This is a genomic window from Faecalibacillus intestinalis, from assembly GCF_015097455.1.
GTDB lineage: Bacteria > Bacillota_I > Bacilli_A > Erysipelotrichales > Coprobacillaceae > Faecalibacillus > Faecalibacillus intestinalis.
The window spans coordinates 857,974-873,783 of sequence record NZ_AP024085.1; the positions used below are offsets into that span (position 1 = coordinate 857,974).

Genomic DNA, 15,810 nt, shown 5'->3' on the forward strand with positions numbered 1-15,810 from the left:
TATTTTAAGGAGGAAAAAGATGAATTATTTTACAGAGTATTGGTATGTATGGATTATTTTTGCTATCATGTGTGTGTTCTTGTTTAGTTTTTATGGTAAAAAATTTAAACAAGTAAAAGAAAAAAGAAAGCAATATGAAGAAAAATTAGCTCAAGAAAAAGATATGTTTTCTCATCTTACAAGTGATGTTTTTGATAAGATTGAACCAATTGATCTAACAAGAGCTGTTATTTTTCATATTAATGCGAAAGAAGATCGTCTATATGAAGATGATAACTATGATGGAAATATTATTCCTTATTTAACACATGAGGAATTATTGATTTATACAATGTACCAATTAGAATGTTCTTTAGAAGGGGGAAGAGGTTCAATCCATTCGTTTTTTATAACAGAACCTTATTGTAATTATCGACCTTATTATAAAGAAGCATTTGAAACAATGAAATGTTATGATATTGCTCATTTATTAGAAGAAGCTGAAAAATTAGCTATTTTAATTGAAAATGATCAAGAAGATGAAATTGATGAAACAAGTGAATACGCTACATACAATTTCTCTGATTTTACAAATGAATTTGTTTCTTTATTACGTTCTTCAGGAATTGGTGATAAATTAGGAGAATATATTAAAGAACATAAAGAAAGCTTTATTGAAAAGGATGATGAAAATGAAAAAAGAATTAGCGAGTAAATATGATCATAAAAGTGTTGAAAAAGGTAAATATCAACATTGGTTAGAAAAAGAATATTTTAAAGCAGGAGATGTTTCTAAAAAGCCTTATGCCATCGTTATTCCACCACCAAACGTTACAGGTAAACTTCATTTAGGACATGCTTGGGATACAACTTTACAAGATATGATTATTCGTTATAAAAGAATGCAAGGTTATGATGCTTTATGGCTTCCTGGTATGGACCATGCCGGAATTGCTACACAAGCTAAAGTAGAAGCAAGAATGAGAGAAGAAGGAATTTCTCGCTATGATTTAGGAAGAGAAGGTTTCTTAGAAAAAGCTTGGTCTTGGAAAGAAGAATATGCTTCTATTATTCGTGCTCAATGGGAAAAATTAGGTTTATCTTTAGATTATTCGAAAGAAAGATTTACTTTAGATGAAGGATTATCTCAAGCGGTTAAAGAAGTTTTCGTTCGTTTATATGAAAAAGGATATATTTATCAAGGCAAAAGAATTATTAACTGGGATCCTGTACAAAGAACAGCTTTAAGTAATATCGAAGTTATTCATAAAGAAATTGAAGGGGCAATGTATTATTTCAAATATAAAATTGTAGATAGTGATCAAGAATTAGTCATTGCGACAACACGTCCTGAAACAATGTTTGCCGATCAAGCTATCTTTGTTCACCCTGATGATGAAAGATATAAAGATTTAGTTGGTAAATATGCAATCAACCCAGCTAATGGTGAAAAATTACCAATTATGGCTGATAGTTATATCGATATGGATTTTGGGACAGCTGTTATGAAATGTACACCTGCGCATGATCCAAATGACTTTGCCTTAGCTAAAAAATACAACTTAGACATGCCTATTTGTATGAATGATGATGGAACAATGAATGAACTTTGTCATAAATATCAAGGTATGGATCGTTTTGAATGTCGTAAACAATTAGTTGCTGATTTTGAAGCAGCGGGTATTGTTGATCATATTGAAAAACATTTACATCAAGTAGGTCACTCAGAAAGATCAGGAGCTATTGTTGAACCTTATTTATCAAAACAATGGTTCGTTAAGATGAAACCATTGGCTGAAGCTGCTTTAGCTAATCAAAAGAAAGATTCTAAAGTAAACTTTGTACCAGAAAGATTTGAAAAAACATTTACACAATGGATGGAAAATATCGAAGATTGGTGTATTTCACGTCAATTATGGTGGGGACATCAAGTACCAGCATGGTATCATAAAGAAACAGGTGAAGTTTATGTTGGAAAAACTGCACCAGAAGATATCGAAAACTGGACACAAGATGAAGATGTCTTAGATACTTGGTTCTCTAGTGCATTATGGCCATTTTCAACATTAGGTTGGCCTAATACAGAAGATCCTTTATTTAAAAGATACTTCCCAACAAATACTTTAGTTACAGGATATGATATTATTTTCTTCTGGGTAAGTCGTATGATTTTCCAATCATTAGAATTTACAGGTCAAAGACCATTTGAACATGTTTTGATTCATGGTTTAATTCGTGATGAACAAGGAAGAAAAATGTCTAAATCATTAGGTAATGGGGTTGACCCAATGGATGTTATCGATCAATATGGTGCCGATACATTAAGATTCTTCTTAACTACAAATTCAGCACCAGGTATGGATTTAAGATATATTCCTGAAAAACTAGAAGCATCATGGAATTTTATTAATAAAATTTGGAACTCAGCTAGATTTGTTTTAATGAATATTGATGAAGATTTAGAATATAAAGATTTAAAATTTGATCATTTAAATTTATGTGATAAATGGATCTTAAATCGTTTAAATAACGTAATTGAAGAAGTAGATGCGAACATGGATAAATTTGAATTTGTTAATGTTGGTAGCGAATTATATAAATTCATTTGGGATGATTTCTGTTCATGGTATATCGAACTTACAAAAGTTCATTTAAATAGTGATAATGAAGTTGAAAAACAAGCAAGTGCCCATACTCTTGTTTATGTATTAAATGCAATCGTTAGAATGTTACATCCATTCATGCCATTTGTAACTGAAGAAATTTATCAAGCAATTCCACATTTAGAAGAATCAATTTGTATTTCTAAATATCCAACAGTAAATCCTGATTTCAATGATGAAAACATCAACAAACAATTTACTTATTTAATGGATATTGTTAAAGGTGTTCGTGAAATTCGTGCAAACTATACAATTAAAAATGCAATCGAAGTGGAATACTCAATTGAAACAAAAGATGAAAACTTACAAGCTTTATTAGACCAATGTGTTCCTTACTTAAAGAAATTATGTAATGCAACTTGTGTTGGCTATAATCAAAAAGCTTCTAAAGATATTGCGACAGCTATGATTCAAGGTGGTAATACATTGATCGTTGAACTTGGTGCGTATGTTGATAAAGAAGCGGAAAAACAAAAATTACAAGCTGAACTTCAAAAACTTGAAGGGGAAATTAAACGTTGTACAAATATGTTAAGTAATGAAAAATTTGTATCAAAAGCACCTCAAGCAAAAGTTGATAGTGAGCGTCAAAAATTAGAAGATTATACATCTAAATATAATGCTGTTAAAGAAAAATTAGCAGCTATGTAAAATCAAGTTTGAAAAAACTTGATTTTTTTTAATTTTTAAAAGAAAAATACTCAAAAAATGTCTATATAAATAGTGAGGAAGTTAGTGGGTGTCTGTTCCTTAAATAAAAAAAGGAGGAAATGAAAATGCAAGAATTACAATTAACAAATCAAATGGAAATTATTGGTGGAGGAGTAGGAACATGGATCGTCTGTGTTGTTGTGGGAGCAGCCGTTTATAAAATGTTATATTCTTCTAGTGGTCGTATTTCAATTCCAAGACTTGTTTCTATTGAATGGAGATAATAGATGAAGGTACTTTGGTACCTTCATATTCTTTATTAATTTTCATAGACTAGAAAGAGGTGAGTCTATGAAAAAGAAAGGAATGCTTATTTTTACTTTTTTGATGCTTTTATGTAATACACTAACTATGTATTATGTAAGTCAAGCGCTTAAGCAAGAAATCAATATCTATGTTGTACAAGTAGGACGCTATAAAGAAAAAGCAAATGCTGAAAATACAATGAAACAAATAGAAGAATTAGGGTATAAGGGTTTTATGTATCAAGATCAAGAGTATGTTGTTATTACTGATATTTTTATAAAACAAAAAGAGGCACATCAACAAGCAAAAGAGATTGCTGAAAAAGGAAATACATGTGTGGTTAAAGAATATTTTATAGATGATCGTTATCAAAAGAAGATTGAAAAAAAAGAATATAATGCAATTTATCAATTTTTAAAAACAAATTGACAAGGAAGTCACTCTTTGATAATATGCTTTCAGGGGGTGGAAGCTTTGAACTTCAAAGTAAAAGAAATGTGTTATTGCGCACTTATGGCATGTATGATGGCTATATTTTCGCAAATTAAAATTGATTTACCGGGATATGTACCAATTACATTACAAACCTTTATGGTTTGTTTAATTGCATTGATTGCTCCTTGTAAAGTAGCAGTTAGTGCATGTGTTGTTTATTTGTTGATGGGTGCGGTTGGTTTACCTGTTTTTGCTGGATTTCAAGGTGGTATGGGATCACTTTTAGGTTATAGTGGGGGATATATCTTTTCGTTTCCAATAATGGTCTATGTTATTTCAAAATTAAAAACAAGAGTTCCTATTGGTTTAGCATGTATTATTGGAAGTGTGATCTGCTATTTTATTGGAACACTGTGGTTTATGTTTGTGACGAAGATGAATTTAAGTGCTTCTTTAATGATGTGTGTTGTTCCTTTTATACCTGGAGATCTTATAAAAATAGTATTAGCCTATTGTTTAAGTAAAAAAATAAAAGTAAAGCTTTAAATGATGTTGAATTGTCCTCGCTTTGAAAGACCAAGAGAAAAAGCAATTTGTAATGGAATTGAAACTTTATCGAATCAAGAATTAATTGCAGTGATTTTAAGAACAGGAAATAAAGAAATGTCTGTTTTAAATTTGGCTTCTTTATTATTAGAAGAAATAGGAGGGTTTCAAGCTTTAAAAGATGTAGACTATTATCAATTAACGAAGATCAAAGGTATTAAACAAGCAAAAGCAATTGAATTAATGGCAAGTATAGAACTTGCGAAAAGAATGCAAAAAGAAAATACAAAAAGATTTGTTATTAAAGAACCTCAAGATGGTTATGAATATATTAAACATAAATTGATGTTTGAAAAACAGGAAAAAGTCATTTTACTTTGTTTAAATAGCCGTTTAGAAATCATTCAAGAGAAATTATTATTTATAGGAAGTGGAGACGCTTCTATGTTAGAAACAAAAGAGGTGTTTCAACATACACTTAGATGTGGTGCTAATCGAATTATTTTGATACATAATCATCCAAGTGGAAATCCTGCACCATCTGTAGAAGATGAATTAATAACGCAAAAGATTAAAGAAATGGCAGATTGTTTAGAAATAGAGTTCATAGATCATCTAATTGTTGGTAATCATTGTTTTTATAGTTTTGCTTCAAAAAAAATCTATCAAAATAAAGAAGATTGATTTTTTTTAGTGAACTCTATATAATGAATGATACTAGAGGTGATTATATGAACAATCGTAGAAAAAAAAGAAATAAAAGAATTATTATTGGTGTTTTTGTCGTTGTTATTTTAGTATCAGTTATTGGTTTTTTTGTAGGGAGAAAACAATCCCGTTTAGAAAAGACATTAAGTAATTCTATTTCTATGATTGAATACTATATTATTAAAAAACCTATTTCTTTTGTAAATGATATCTTTAATGAATATAATGATTTAAAGGATGTTTATGATGAAAATAGGATTTTAAAAGAAAAGTTAGATTCTTATGTCAATGTTGAATCTGAAAATGAAGTTTTACAATCGGAAATTAAAAAATTAAAGAAATTAACAGAAATGGATTACCTTCCAAATGATTATAAAACGAAGGCAGCTAGTGTACAAATACGTGATCAAACAAATTGGAATGATGAAATTACAATTGATGCTGGAAGTTTAAATAATGTGCAAGAAGGAATGGCAGTTTGTGATTCTAAAGGAATGATCGGTGTTGTTAGTCATGTAACGGAAATTAGTTCTACTGTTTCGTTACTTACAAGTGAAAATCCATCAAATCAAATTCCAGTAATGATTATTAATGGTGATCAAACGATTTATGGATTATTAAAAAATTATGATGTTAATAAGAAAGTTTTAAATATTACTTTACTTTCAGGAATTGATAAATTAGAAAAAAATGCGAAAGTTTATACTTCTGGTTTAGGTGGAGATGGAAAATGTCCTAAAGGAATTTATATTGGTAAAGCAAAAAAACTGGTAACTCAAAGTGATGGAACAACAATGACTTTAACTGTTAAAATGGCTGCGCAGTTTAAAGATTTATCTTATGTAAGTGTAGTAAAGAAGGTCAATGGTAATGAAGAATAAGCTTGTTAGATATTTAATTATCATGTTTATTTCCTTTGTTATCGACAGTATTTTACGTTTTTATTTACCATCTTCAATTTTGAAATTAAATTTGACAATTGTTCCTTATGTTGGTGTGATGATGTTTGATTTATTGACGAATACAATTGATGAAGATCATCGTTATATTTTTGCAGGAATTTGTGGAATTTATTTTAGTGTAATTTATGGAAATTCTATTTTTGTATATGTCTTATTGTTCTTTATGTATTCTTTTTTTGAAAAGCGTTATATGAAAAAAGCTGTTATGACTTATTTTGAGGCAATTGTCATCGTTGTTTTGACAATTTTTGTACAGGAGAGTGTGTTATATTCTTTAATGTGGATAACAAATACAACTCAATTAGTGATAACAACATTTCTAATTAAGAGACTACTACCAACATTACTATTCAATATTGTTATTTTTAATGGAGTGTATTTTATCCACGATAAATTAAAATTTGAAGGTGATATTGATGTATATTTTAGTTAAGAATCTTAATGGACGTTTGATTTTTATAATGGATAATGAAGTCGATTTTGAAGTTTTATTAAATGAATTAAAAGGTCTTTTGGTGCAATCTTTCTTTAAAAAGAAGGATTATTACCCAAAGGCCTTTTTTGATTTGAAGGGTCGAATTTTGGAAAATGATGAGATATTACAATTTTTTGGTGTTCTTGTAGAATGTAAAAGTCTCTTGTTTGGTGGTTTTATAGAAGAAAAAACGGAGGAGAAAAAAGAATTAAGAATGATCGGTGCTTCTATACATGCAGGAGAAAAAATAGAAATTTATGAAGATACTTTAATTACAGGTAAAATCAATCCAGGGGCCATTGTTCAAGTGTATGCTAAATTATATGTCATGCAAGGTGTTTTTGGGATTATAGAAGGCCAAAGTGAAGAAGCTTGTATTTCCAGTCAAAGATTTAAGAATGCAACAATTCGCTTTTTTGGAAAATCTATACACCATTTTACAACTTTCGAAATGTCACTTGTTTATTATAAAGATAATGATATCGTTGTAGAAAAGGGGGATTACATACATGTCTAGAATCATTACTGTGACATCTGGAAAAGGTGGTGTGGGTAAAAGTAGTATCAGTGTTAATTTAGCAATTGCTTTGGCACATCAAAACTTAAAAGTATGTTTGATTGATGGAGATTTTGGTTTAAAGAATTTAGATGTTATGATGGGATTGGAAAATAGAGTTGTTTATGATTTAAATGATGTGATTTCTGGTAAATGTGAAATTCATCAGGTGTTGGTCAAAGATAAAAGAGAACAAACGCTTTATTTATTACCAGCGTGTAAAACGTTGTCTTTTCAAAATTTAGACGCATCGATCATGGCGGCACTGATTGATTATTTAAAAAATGATTTTGATTTTATTATTGTAGATTCACCAGCAGGAATTGAACAAGGGTTTACTTATGCCTCATCAATTGCTGATGAAGCAATTATTGTTGTTAATCTTGATCTTGCAACATTAAGAGATAATGACCGAGTGATTGGCCTATTGCTTAAAAAGGGAATACAGGATTTAAAGTTGATTATTAATAAAGTGAATTTAGATGATATTGAAGATGGCAAATCATTAACGATCGATGATGCTTTAGATATTTTGTCCTTACCACTTTTAGGAATTGTTTATGAAGATCATGAAATGATTGAAGCTAATAATAAAGGACGCCCTGTTTATTTGTTGAAGGGTCATCTTTTACATGATTGTTTTGATAATATCGCACATCGTTTGTTAGGACATAAAAGAGCTTTTGCTAAATGTAAAAGGAGAGGTTTATTAAGTCGTATCTTTTTGGGATGATTTCATATGATGTAATAGGTGATTATATGTCAGATTTGGATGATGTAAGAAAACGCATTGAAAAAAGGAAAAGACCACTTAATGATCATAATTTCAAAAAGCTTTATAATGGTATGGTACGTTTGATGGTCATGATGATTGTTGTTTTAGGTTCGTTGATTGTTTTGAAAAATCCAGAACTTGAACAAAAAATATTTAATCAAAAATATTTACAACAATTGATTACCTTTGTTTCACAAAGTGTTTTAGATTTTTTACCAGAAGATGTTAAAGTAAGTCAAGAATTACAATATACCTTGATCAAGGATGATTATTATAAAGGAACAGGAAATCAGGTTCTTGCAATGAATAACGGTAAAGTGATTGATGTAAAAAAACAACAAGTGACAATTTTAGATGAAAACGGTACGGAAATTACTTTTTCTAAGTTAAAAGATATTCAAGTAAAAACATTTCAGAAAATAAAACAAGGGGATACAATTGCTTTGTATCAACAAAAGTTTAAAATGATATTTGAATATTTAGGAAAACAAATCACTTATCAAGAATATTTGGGGATGTAAAATGAAAATACATCCCCTTACTTATCTTTATTTGTTTTTAGCTTTTATATCAAGATCTTCTTATTATGTAGCTTTTTTACTTTTTTCTATTTTACATGAAATAGGACATTATCTCGTTGCTCTTTATTTCTCTTTTGAAATTGAAAAAATCATGATACTTCCTTTTGGGGCTTTTTTATTGTTAAAAGATTTAGGAAAGCATTATGTCTATGAAGAAATAGGGATGTTTCTTTGTGGTCCATTTATTAATCTTATTTGTTTTATTTTTTTTCTTTTTATAAAAGAACCATTGTTAGCTAAAATCAATATTTATATTTTAATATTCAACTTACTTCCAGTTTATCCTTTGGATGGTTCAAAACTTTTATTATTATTTTTATCTTATTTCATAGATTATCAAAAAGCCATGCAAATACAAATAAAAGTTTCACTATTGTTTATTTGTATTTTATGGATTATTACGAAACAAATAGGGAGAAAAATTATTTTAGGATATTTATTTTATCAAGTTATTTTATATCTTAAAAATTATCGTTTGATTTATATGGAAACATTAATGAGTGATCATCTTAGTAAAAAAAGAGTGAAAATAAATAAACATCTTGAATATTTTCGACCTTATCAAAATATCTATCATTTTCATCAACGATTTTATGATTTTGACACAATAAAAATTTATTTGATAAAATCTAAGAAATCGCATTGACTTTAATTGGAATATTCAGTATAATGCACTTGTTGTAGACCTCTAGACTACAACCGCACATAAGAGGTATTAAATGCGTTTGCTGCCTTGGTTGGCGAGTCTTAGAAAAAATTTATAGGAGGTGCGGTATGTACGCAATTATCGAAACAGGTGGAAAACAATTAAAAGTTGAAGCTGGTGATGCAATTTTCGTAGAAAAATTAGAAGTTGAAGCAGGAGAAAAAGTTACTTTTGATAAAGTATTATTAGTCGGAGATGAAACTGTAACTATTGGTGCTCCTTACGTTGAAGGTGCTACTGTAGAAGCTACTGTAGAAAAACAAGGTAAAGAAAGAAAAGTAACTATTTATAAATATAACGCTAAAAAACATTACCACAAAAAACAAGGTCATAGACAACCTTATACAAAATTAATTGTTGATGCAATCAACGTTAAATAATGATTAAAGTTCAAATAAAAAGAAATAATAAATATATTACGCAAATTAAAATAAAAGGACATGCCCAGTTTGGTGAATATGGCAAAGATCTTGTGTGTGCTGGCGTAAGTGCTGTGGCTACAGGTATTTGCAATACTCTTGCTAAAAAGGGATTTCTAGAAGAAAAAAAGTGTGCAATTATTTTAAAAAATGGTAATATAATGATAGATGTGTATGAAAATGATGAAGTAATGCAAGTGATACTAGAGACTCTTGTGATTAGTTTGGAATCATTTACAGAAGACTATCATCAATATATCAAGATAACCTATGAGGAGGAATAACATCATGATGTTTAAATTAGATTTACAATTATTCGCTTCTAAAAAAGGGGTTGGATCAACTAAAAACGGTCGTGACTCAAAATCAAAAAGATTAGGAGCTAAATTATCAGACGGACAATTCGCTACTGCTGGTTCTATTATTTATAGACAAAGAGGTACTAAAATTCATCCAGGTACTAACGTAGGAAAAGGTGGAGATGACACTTTATTCGCTATGTGTGATGGAATTGTTAAATTCGAAAGAATGGGAAAAGATAGAAAAAAAGTATCAGTTTACCCAGCTGCATAATGAAATCCCTGAAAAGGGATTTTTTTTTGAAAGAGAGGTGGAAGTATGCAATTTATCGATAAAGCTAAAATATATATTGAAGCTGGTAAAGGTGGAGATGGAACAGTGGCTTTTAGACGTGAAGCACATGTTCCAAAAGGTGGACCTGCCGGTGGAGACGGTGGAAAAGGTGGAAGCATTATTTTTGAAGCAACAACATCTTTATCAACGTTATTAGATTTAAAATATAAACGTGTTTATAAGGCACGTCCTGGTGGTAATGGGATGGCTAAAAAAATGCATGGTGCAGATGCAAGTGATTTAGTAATCAAGGTACCAGTGGGGACAGTTATTACGAATGAAGAAACTGGAAAAATCATGGCTGATTTAACAGAAGACAGACAACGTGTCGTTCTTGCTAAAGGTGGTCGTGGTGGAAGAGGAAATGCGCGTTTTGCAACTTCTCGAAATCCTGCACCACAAATTTGTGAAAGAGGAGAACCGGGAGAAAAATTTGATGTTTGCTGTGAGCTTAAATTATTAGCAGATGTTGGACTTGTAGGGTTCCCTTCAGTAGGTAAATCAACATTCTTATCTGTTGTTTCACGTGCAAGACCAGAAATTGCTGATTACCATTTTACGACTATTGTTCCTAATTTAGGAGTCGTTCAAGCAAAAGATGGTCGTAACTTTGTTATGGCTGACCTTCCAGGATTAATTGAAGGGGCAAGTCAAGGTAAAGGACTTGGTCATCAATTTTTAAGACATATTGAAAGATGTCGTGTTATTGTTCATATTATTGATATGGGTGGTATTGAAGGACGTGATCCTTATGAAGATTATTGTACAATTAATGAAGAACTTGGACAATATCAATATCGTTTATTAGAAAGACCACAAATTGTCGTAGCTAATAAAATGGATGAAGAAAATGCTGAAGAAAATTTAAAAGCTTTCAAAGAAAAAGTAGGAGAAGATGTTAAAGTATTCCCTATTTCAGCGATTATTCATGAAGGTGTTGATCAAGTATTATATGCTGTTGCAGATGCTTTAGAAACTGCACCTAAGTTTGATATGGAAGAAGTAGAAGAAAATACAGTTGTTTATAATTATGAAGAAGAAGAGGCACCATTTGTTGTTCATAATTTAGGTAATGGTCAGTGGACAATTACTGGTAAGAAGATTGAACGTCTTGTATCCATGACTTCTCTAGTAAGTGATGATGCAATTAAACGTTTATCTATTAAAATGCGTAATATGGGAATTGATGAAGCTCTTAGAAACGCAGGATGTCAAGATGGAGATGTTGTTTCTATTCTTGATTTTGAATTCGAATTCTATGATTAATGAATCAGGCTTTATGCCTGATTTTTTATTTTCAGTTAATAGATACTATGATATAATTGAGACAAATTTGACACAAATTTGAGACGAAATGATTCGTTTTTTATAATATAATAGTAATAGGAGAAATGTATGTATAGTTATATTAAAGGTTTGATTGTTGATATTCAAAGTGATCATATTGTTTTAGAAAATAATGGGATTGGTTATTTGATTTATGTGAGCAATCCTTATGCTTTTTCTAAAGGAAAAGAAGTGGTTGTTTATCTTTATCAACAAGTAAAAGAAGATGGTATTTTATTGTATGGGTTTAATTTAAAAGAAGAAAAAGATTTATTTTTAAAATTGATTTCAGTTAAAGGAATTGGTTGTAAAAGTGCTTGTACAATGCTAGCAAGTGGAGATGTTGAAGGAATTTGTGAAGCTATTGAAAGTGGCAATATGACTTATTTAAAGAAAATACCAGGTATTGGACCTAAAGCAGCAGGACAAATTATTCTTGATTTACAAGGAAAAGTAACTGCTACAAAACAAACGGTCGTTAATCAAGAATTGGAAGAAGCTATGGAAGTATTAATTGCATTAGGTTATAAACAAAGTGAAGTAGATAAAGTTGTTAAGAAATTGACAGATGAAAATTTAGATACAAATGGTTATGTCAAAAAAGCATTAAGTTTAATTGTTAAATAGGAGGGAAAACATGAACGAGGTTTTAGATCCTGAAATTGTAGAAGATGATGAAAGTTCGCTTCGTCCAAGTGATTTTGATGAATATATTGGACAAACAAATCTTAAAGAAAATTTAAAAGTGTTTGTAGGTGCTGCAAAGCTTCGTGATGAGTCGTTAGATCACGTTTTACTTTATGGACCACCAGGTTTAGGAAAAACAACTATGTCAATGATCATTGCTCATGAAATGGGGACGCATATTAAAATTACAACAGGTCCAAGTATTGAAAAAACAGGGGATCTAGTAGCTATTTTAACAGCTCTTGAACCAGGTGATGTTTTATTTATTGATGAAATTCATCGTTTAAATAAAGTGGTAGAAGAAATTTTATATCCAGCGATGGAAGATTTTTGTATTGATGTTGTCATCGGAAAAGAAGCATCTACAAGATCGGTAAGAATTGATTTACCACCTTTTACCCTTGTTGGGGCAACAACGAGAGCAGGTGATTTATCAGCACCATTAAGAGACCGTTTTGGTATTGTTTCAAAATTAGAATATTATAGTGAAGAAGAACTGACTCAAATTATTGATCGTACAAGTCGTGTGTATAATATTGTTATGGATGATGATGCTAAAGGGGAACTTGCAAGAAGAAGTCGTGGGACACCACGTATTGCAAATAGATTATTTAGAAGAGTCAGAGACTTTTCGCAGTTTTATGGCGATGCAACAATTACAAGAGATAGAACAATTGAAGCATTAGAAAGATTAAAAGTAGACAATTTAGGATTAGATGATGTTGATCATAAGTATTTATTAGGAATCATTCATCGTTTTAAAGGAGGACCTGTAGGACTTGAAGCAATTGCTGCATCTATTGGGGAAGAACCACAAACTTTAGAAGATGTCAATGAACCTTATTTATTACAAATTGGTTTGATTAAAAGAACGCCAAGAGGACGTATAGCAACAGCTGAGGCTTATCGTCATTTAAATATTGAACAAGATTATGAATAGTTTTGAAAAGATAGGACTTATAGTCCTATTTTTTATTTCTCTCATTTATAGTTATGTAAAGCCAACAGCTATTGTTGAAAATATTCAAACCAAACAAAATATTGTCATTTATGTAGAAGGAGAGTTTGAAAAAAAACTCTCCTTTAAAACAAAACCAACAATTAATGATGTTTTAACAAAACTGCAAACAGATAACCATTATCAATTTAATGAAAATTATCAACTTACAAATGAAAGTAAACTTTATTTACCTCATGGTCAAAATCTGATTTCATTAAATCATGCTTCACTTGATGATTTAATGGCATTAAAAGGAATAGGAGAAAAAACAGCCATAAAGATTGATGAGTATCGACAAAAAACACCATTTCAAACAATTGAAGATTTAATGAATATTCAAGGAATTGGTGAAAAGACATATCTTCGATTAAGAGAGTATTTATGTTTATAAAAGGAAAAGGTTTTTATCTAGCACTTCCTTTATTGGTGGTTGTTTTAGCTAAAATGTTACAGCCTATTTTATATGTATTTCTTATTTTTTATTTTATTTTTCTGTATTTAAAACATTTTAAAATACTATTGAGTGTAAGTTTACTATTATCATTTCTCTTATTTCTCTTTTTTTATTTACCACAACCTTTAAATCAAAATGAAATTTCAGGAAAGGTCGTAAGTAAGGATGATCAAAGTATTGTTGTCAAGAGGGGATATCATAAAGTAAAGGTTTATGGAGAATTTAAAAATATTTCGTTGTTTGATGACATTTCTTTGATAGGAAAACCTTATAACTTCCATCAAATACAAAATGATTATGCGTTTAATTATCAATATTATTTATATAGTTTAAATATTTTTGATACTTTACAACTTGAAAAAATAAAAAGTAATCAACATCAAGATCATCTGTATCATTATTTAGAAAAAAGAATCAAGACATCTTCCAAAGTAAAAAGTCTGTTGTCTTTATTTATTTTAGGAACAAAAGATGAACAAATGAAAGAATATTATCAAAAGTTAACGCAACTCTCGATTGTTCATTTATTTGCTCTTTCGGGTATGCATCTTACAATTTTACAGAAATGGTTGATGAATTTTTTAAAATTCTTTTTTTCAAAAAAGGGACAAAAATGTATATCTCTTATATTGATTGGGGTTTACATGTTTAGTATTCCTTATAATATTTCTTATTTAAGAGCGTATCTAATGCTTTTTTTACCAATGATTTTTGGTAAATGGTTAAATCAGTTGGATATTTTTTCTTTTTTAACAGTTGGTATGTTAATGTATAATCCTTATTTGGTTTATAATTTATCTTTTATTTTTTCTTATTTGATTTATTTTTTTATTTTACTTTTACAAAATCAAAAAGCAGGGAAATATTATTTATTTTTAGGTTCAATTCCCATTATTATTTCTATTCAACATGTTTTACCGGTGTTTTCTTTTTTAATAGGTATTCTTCTAATGCCTTATATAGAAATAATTTATAAAAGTATGCTTTATTATTTATTACTTGGAAAATATATTTTACCTTTTTTATCTTTAGAATATGAATTGTTATTAAAAATGATTGCTTTTATTTATGATTTTTCTTTTACATTGCCTTTTAGTCAACCGACTTTATTTTTTATAGGTGTTTATTATTATCTTTATTTAAAAGGAATTTATAAATTGAATGTCAATAGAAAAGTAACCCATGAAGTATGTCTATTATTAAGTGTGTTACTTGCTTTTTATTTTTATCCTTATTACAACATGAAAGGACAAGTTGTGATGATTGATGTGGGTCAAGGGGATTGTTTTTTTATTCAACAGCCTTATGCCAGAGGAAATGTATTGATTGATACTGGGGGATTACAAAAGAGTGATCTTGCGACTTCTCGGTTGATTCCTTATTTACAAAGTCAGGGTGTTTTTTATTTGGATGCCGTTTTTATTTCGCATGAAGACTATGATCATTGTGGAGCGTTAGCGTCTTTGAAAGAACATTTTAAAGTTAAAAAGGTTATCTATGATTTTAAAAAAAAGAAAATTGGCGATTTAGTTTTTAAAAATTTAGCTTTAGATAAATATTATACAAATTCAAATGATCGCTCCTCTATTATTTACGTGACTATCAACTATTTAAATTACTTATTTACAGGTGATATTTCTAAAGAGGTGGAAAGTGATTTATATCAGACATATCATCATTTAGATATTGACGTTTTAAAAGTGGCACATCATGGAAGTAGCAGTTCTTCAAGTGATGATTTGTTTAAAATGATTGATCCTAAAGTAGCACTTATTTCTGTAGGAAAGAATAATCGTTATAGACATCCATCTTATTTAACATTAAATCGTTTGGAAGCATATGGGGTGAAAATTTATCGCAGTGATCTTCAGGGAATGGTTAAGATTGTTTATTATGGAGGTAAGAATTATGTCATGACTTCAAGTGGTTTTTAGTTTATAATATCTAT

General features: G+C 29.5%; 20 protein-coding genes and 1 other annotated feature. All 20 genes read left to right on the top strand.

Annotated elements, in window-relative coordinates:
- Positions 1 to 19 precede the first annotated feature (19 nt).
- Positions 20 to 694, top strand: coding sequence for a DMP19 family protein (locus tag Fi14EGH31_RS04495; RefSeq protein ID WP_022002237.1), 675 nt, complete (start codon positions 20 to 22; stop codon positions 692 to 694).
- The gene (locus Fi14EGH31_RS04500; RefSeq protein WP_107029920.1) at positions 672 to 3,293 is read left to right on the top strand and encodes a valine--tRNA ligase; all 2,622 of its coding nucleotides are present in this window, start codon (positions 672 to 674) and stop codon (positions 3,291 to 3,293) included. Before Fi14EGH31_RS04495 ends, Fi14EGH31_RS04500 begins: the two co-directional genes overlap by 23 nt.
- Positions 3,294 to 3,418: 125 nt before the next feature.
- On the top strand, positions 3,419 to 3,577 hold the full coding sequence (locus Fi14EGH31_RS04505) for a hypothetical protein (protein ID WP_167389340.1): 159 nt from the start codon (positions 3,419 to 3,421) through the stop codon (positions 3,575 to 3,577).
- Between the two features lie 67 nt (positions 3,578 to 3,644).
- Positions 3,645 to 4,028: an SPOR domain-containing protein gene (locus Fi14EGH31_RS04510; protein WP_107029921.1), complete on the top strand. Its 384-nt coding sequence runs from the start codon at positions 3,645 to 3,647 to the stop codon at positions 4,026 to 4,028.
- A gap of 45 nt (positions 4,029 to 4,073) precedes the next feature.
- Positions 4,074 to 4,580 carry a biotin transporter BioY gene (locus Fi14EGH31_RS04515; RefSeq protein WP_107029922.1) on the top strand — a complete coding sequence of 169 codons (507 nt, stop codon included), beginning with the start codon at positions 4,074 to 4,076 and terminating at the stop codon, positions 4,578 to 4,580.
- Positions 4,581 to 5,264 (top strand): RadC family protein, encoded by a 684-nt coding sequence (gene radC, locus Fi14EGH31_RS04520; RefSeq protein ID WP_107029923.1) that lies wholly within the window; start codon positions 4,581 to 4,583, stop codon positions 5,262 to 5,264.
- Between the two features lie 47 nt (positions 5,265 to 5,311).
- Entirely contained in the window at positions 5,312 to 6,169 is an 858-nt protein-coding gene (gene mreC, locus Fi14EGH31_RS04525; protein WP_107029924.1) for a rod shape-determining protein MreC, read from the top strand.
- Positions 6,159 to 6,683 carry a hypothetical protein gene (locus tag Fi14EGH31_RS04530; protein WP_022002230.1) on the top strand — a complete coding sequence of 175 codons (525 nt, stop codon included), beginning with the start codon at positions 6,159 to 6,161 and terminating at the stop codon, positions 6,681 to 6,683. The genes mreC and Fi14EGH31_RS04530 overlap by 11 nt, the downstream gene beginning before the upstream one ends.
- Positions 6,667 to 7,242 (top strand): hypothetical protein, encoded by a 576-nt coding sequence (locus Fi14EGH31_RS04535; protein ID WP_022002229.1) that lies wholly within the window; start codon positions 6,667 to 6,669, stop codon positions 7,240 to 7,242. The genes Fi14EGH31_RS04530 and Fi14EGH31_RS04535 overlap by 17 nt, the downstream gene beginning before the upstream one ends.
- Positions 7,235 to 8,014, top strand: a complete 780-nt coding sequence (minD, locus tag Fi14EGH31_RS04540; RefSeq protein ID WP_022002228.1) for a septum site-determining protein MinD — start codon at positions 7,235 to 7,237, stop codon at positions 8,012 to 8,014. Before Fi14EGH31_RS04535 ends, minD begins: the two co-directional genes overlap by 8 nt.
- 26 nt (positions 8,015 to 8,040) lie before the next feature.
- Positions 8,041 to 8,577: a M23 family metallopeptidase gene (locus Fi14EGH31_RS04545; RefSeq protein ID WP_158546493.1), complete on the top strand. Its 537-nt coding sequence runs from the start codon at positions 8,041 to 8,043 to the stop codon at positions 8,575 to 8,577.
- Between the two features lies 1 nt (position 8,578).
- Entirely contained in the window at positions 8,579 to 9,283 is a 705-nt protein-coding gene (locus tag Fi14EGH31_RS04550) for a site-2 protease family protein (protein ID WP_200765186.1), read from the top strand.
- Between the two features lie 41 nt (positions 9,284 to 9,324).
- Positions 9,325 to 9,395, top strand: a sequence feature (ribosomal protein L21 leader region).
- A gap of 16 nt (positions 9,396 to 9,411) precedes the next feature.
- Positions 9,412 to 9,723, top strand: a complete 312-nt coding sequence (gene rplU / locus Fi14EGH31_RS04555) for a 50S ribosomal protein L21 (RefSeq protein ID WP_022002225.1) — start codon at positions 9,412 to 9,414, stop codon at positions 9,721 to 9,723.
- Positions 9,723 to 10,046, top strand: a complete 324-nt coding sequence (locus Fi14EGH31_RS04560) for a ribosomal-processing cysteine protease Prp (protein WP_107029926.1) — start codon at positions 9,723 to 9,725, stop codon at positions 10,044 to 10,046. Before rplU ends, Fi14EGH31_RS04560 begins: the two co-directional genes overlap by 1 nt.
- A 4-nt stretch (positions 10,047 to 10,050) precedes the next feature.
- Positions 10,051 to 10,335: a 50S ribosomal protein L27 gene (rpmA, locus tag Fi14EGH31_RS04565; RefSeq protein WP_022002223.1), complete on the top strand. Its 285-nt coding sequence runs from the start codon at positions 10,051 to 10,053 to the stop codon at positions 10,333 to 10,335.
- A gap of 45 nt (positions 10,336 to 10,380) precedes the next feature.
- Complete coding sequence (gene obgE / locus Fi14EGH31_RS04570; RefSeq protein WP_032091588.1) at positions 10,381 to 11,661, top strand: GTPase ObgE; 1,281 nt, start codon at positions 10,381 to 10,383, stop codon at positions 11,659 to 11,661.
- Positions 11,662 to 11,790: 129 nt separating this feature from the next.
- Positions 11,791 to 12,348: a Holliday junction branch migration protein RuvA gene (ruvA, locus tag Fi14EGH31_RS04575; protein WP_022002221.1), complete on the top strand. Its 558-nt coding sequence runs from the start codon at positions 11,791 to 11,793 to the stop codon at positions 12,346 to 12,348.
- Between the two features lie 10 nt (positions 12,349 to 12,358).
- Complete coding sequence (gene ruvB / locus Fi14EGH31_RS04580; RefSeq protein ID WP_107029927.1) at positions 12,359 to 13,348, top strand: Holliday junction branch migration DNA helicase RuvB; 990 nt, start codon at positions 12,359 to 12,361, stop codon at positions 13,346 to 13,348.
- On the top strand, positions 13,341 to 13,799 hold the full coding sequence (locus Fi14EGH31_RS04585; RefSeq protein WP_200765187.1) for a ComEA family DNA-binding protein: 459 nt from the start codon (positions 13,341 to 13,343) through the stop codon (positions 13,797 to 13,799). The genes ruvB and Fi14EGH31_RS04585 overlap by 8 nt, the downstream gene beginning before the upstream one ends.
- Complete coding sequence (locus Fi14EGH31_RS04590) at positions 13,790 to 15,796, top strand: ComEC/Rec2 family competence protein (RefSeq protein ID WP_200765188.1); 2,007 nt, start codon at positions 13,790 to 13,792, stop codon at positions 15,794 to 15,796. Before Fi14EGH31_RS04585 ends, Fi14EGH31_RS04590 begins: the two co-directional genes overlap by 10 nt.
- Positions 15,797 to 15,810 lie beyond the last annotated feature (14 nt).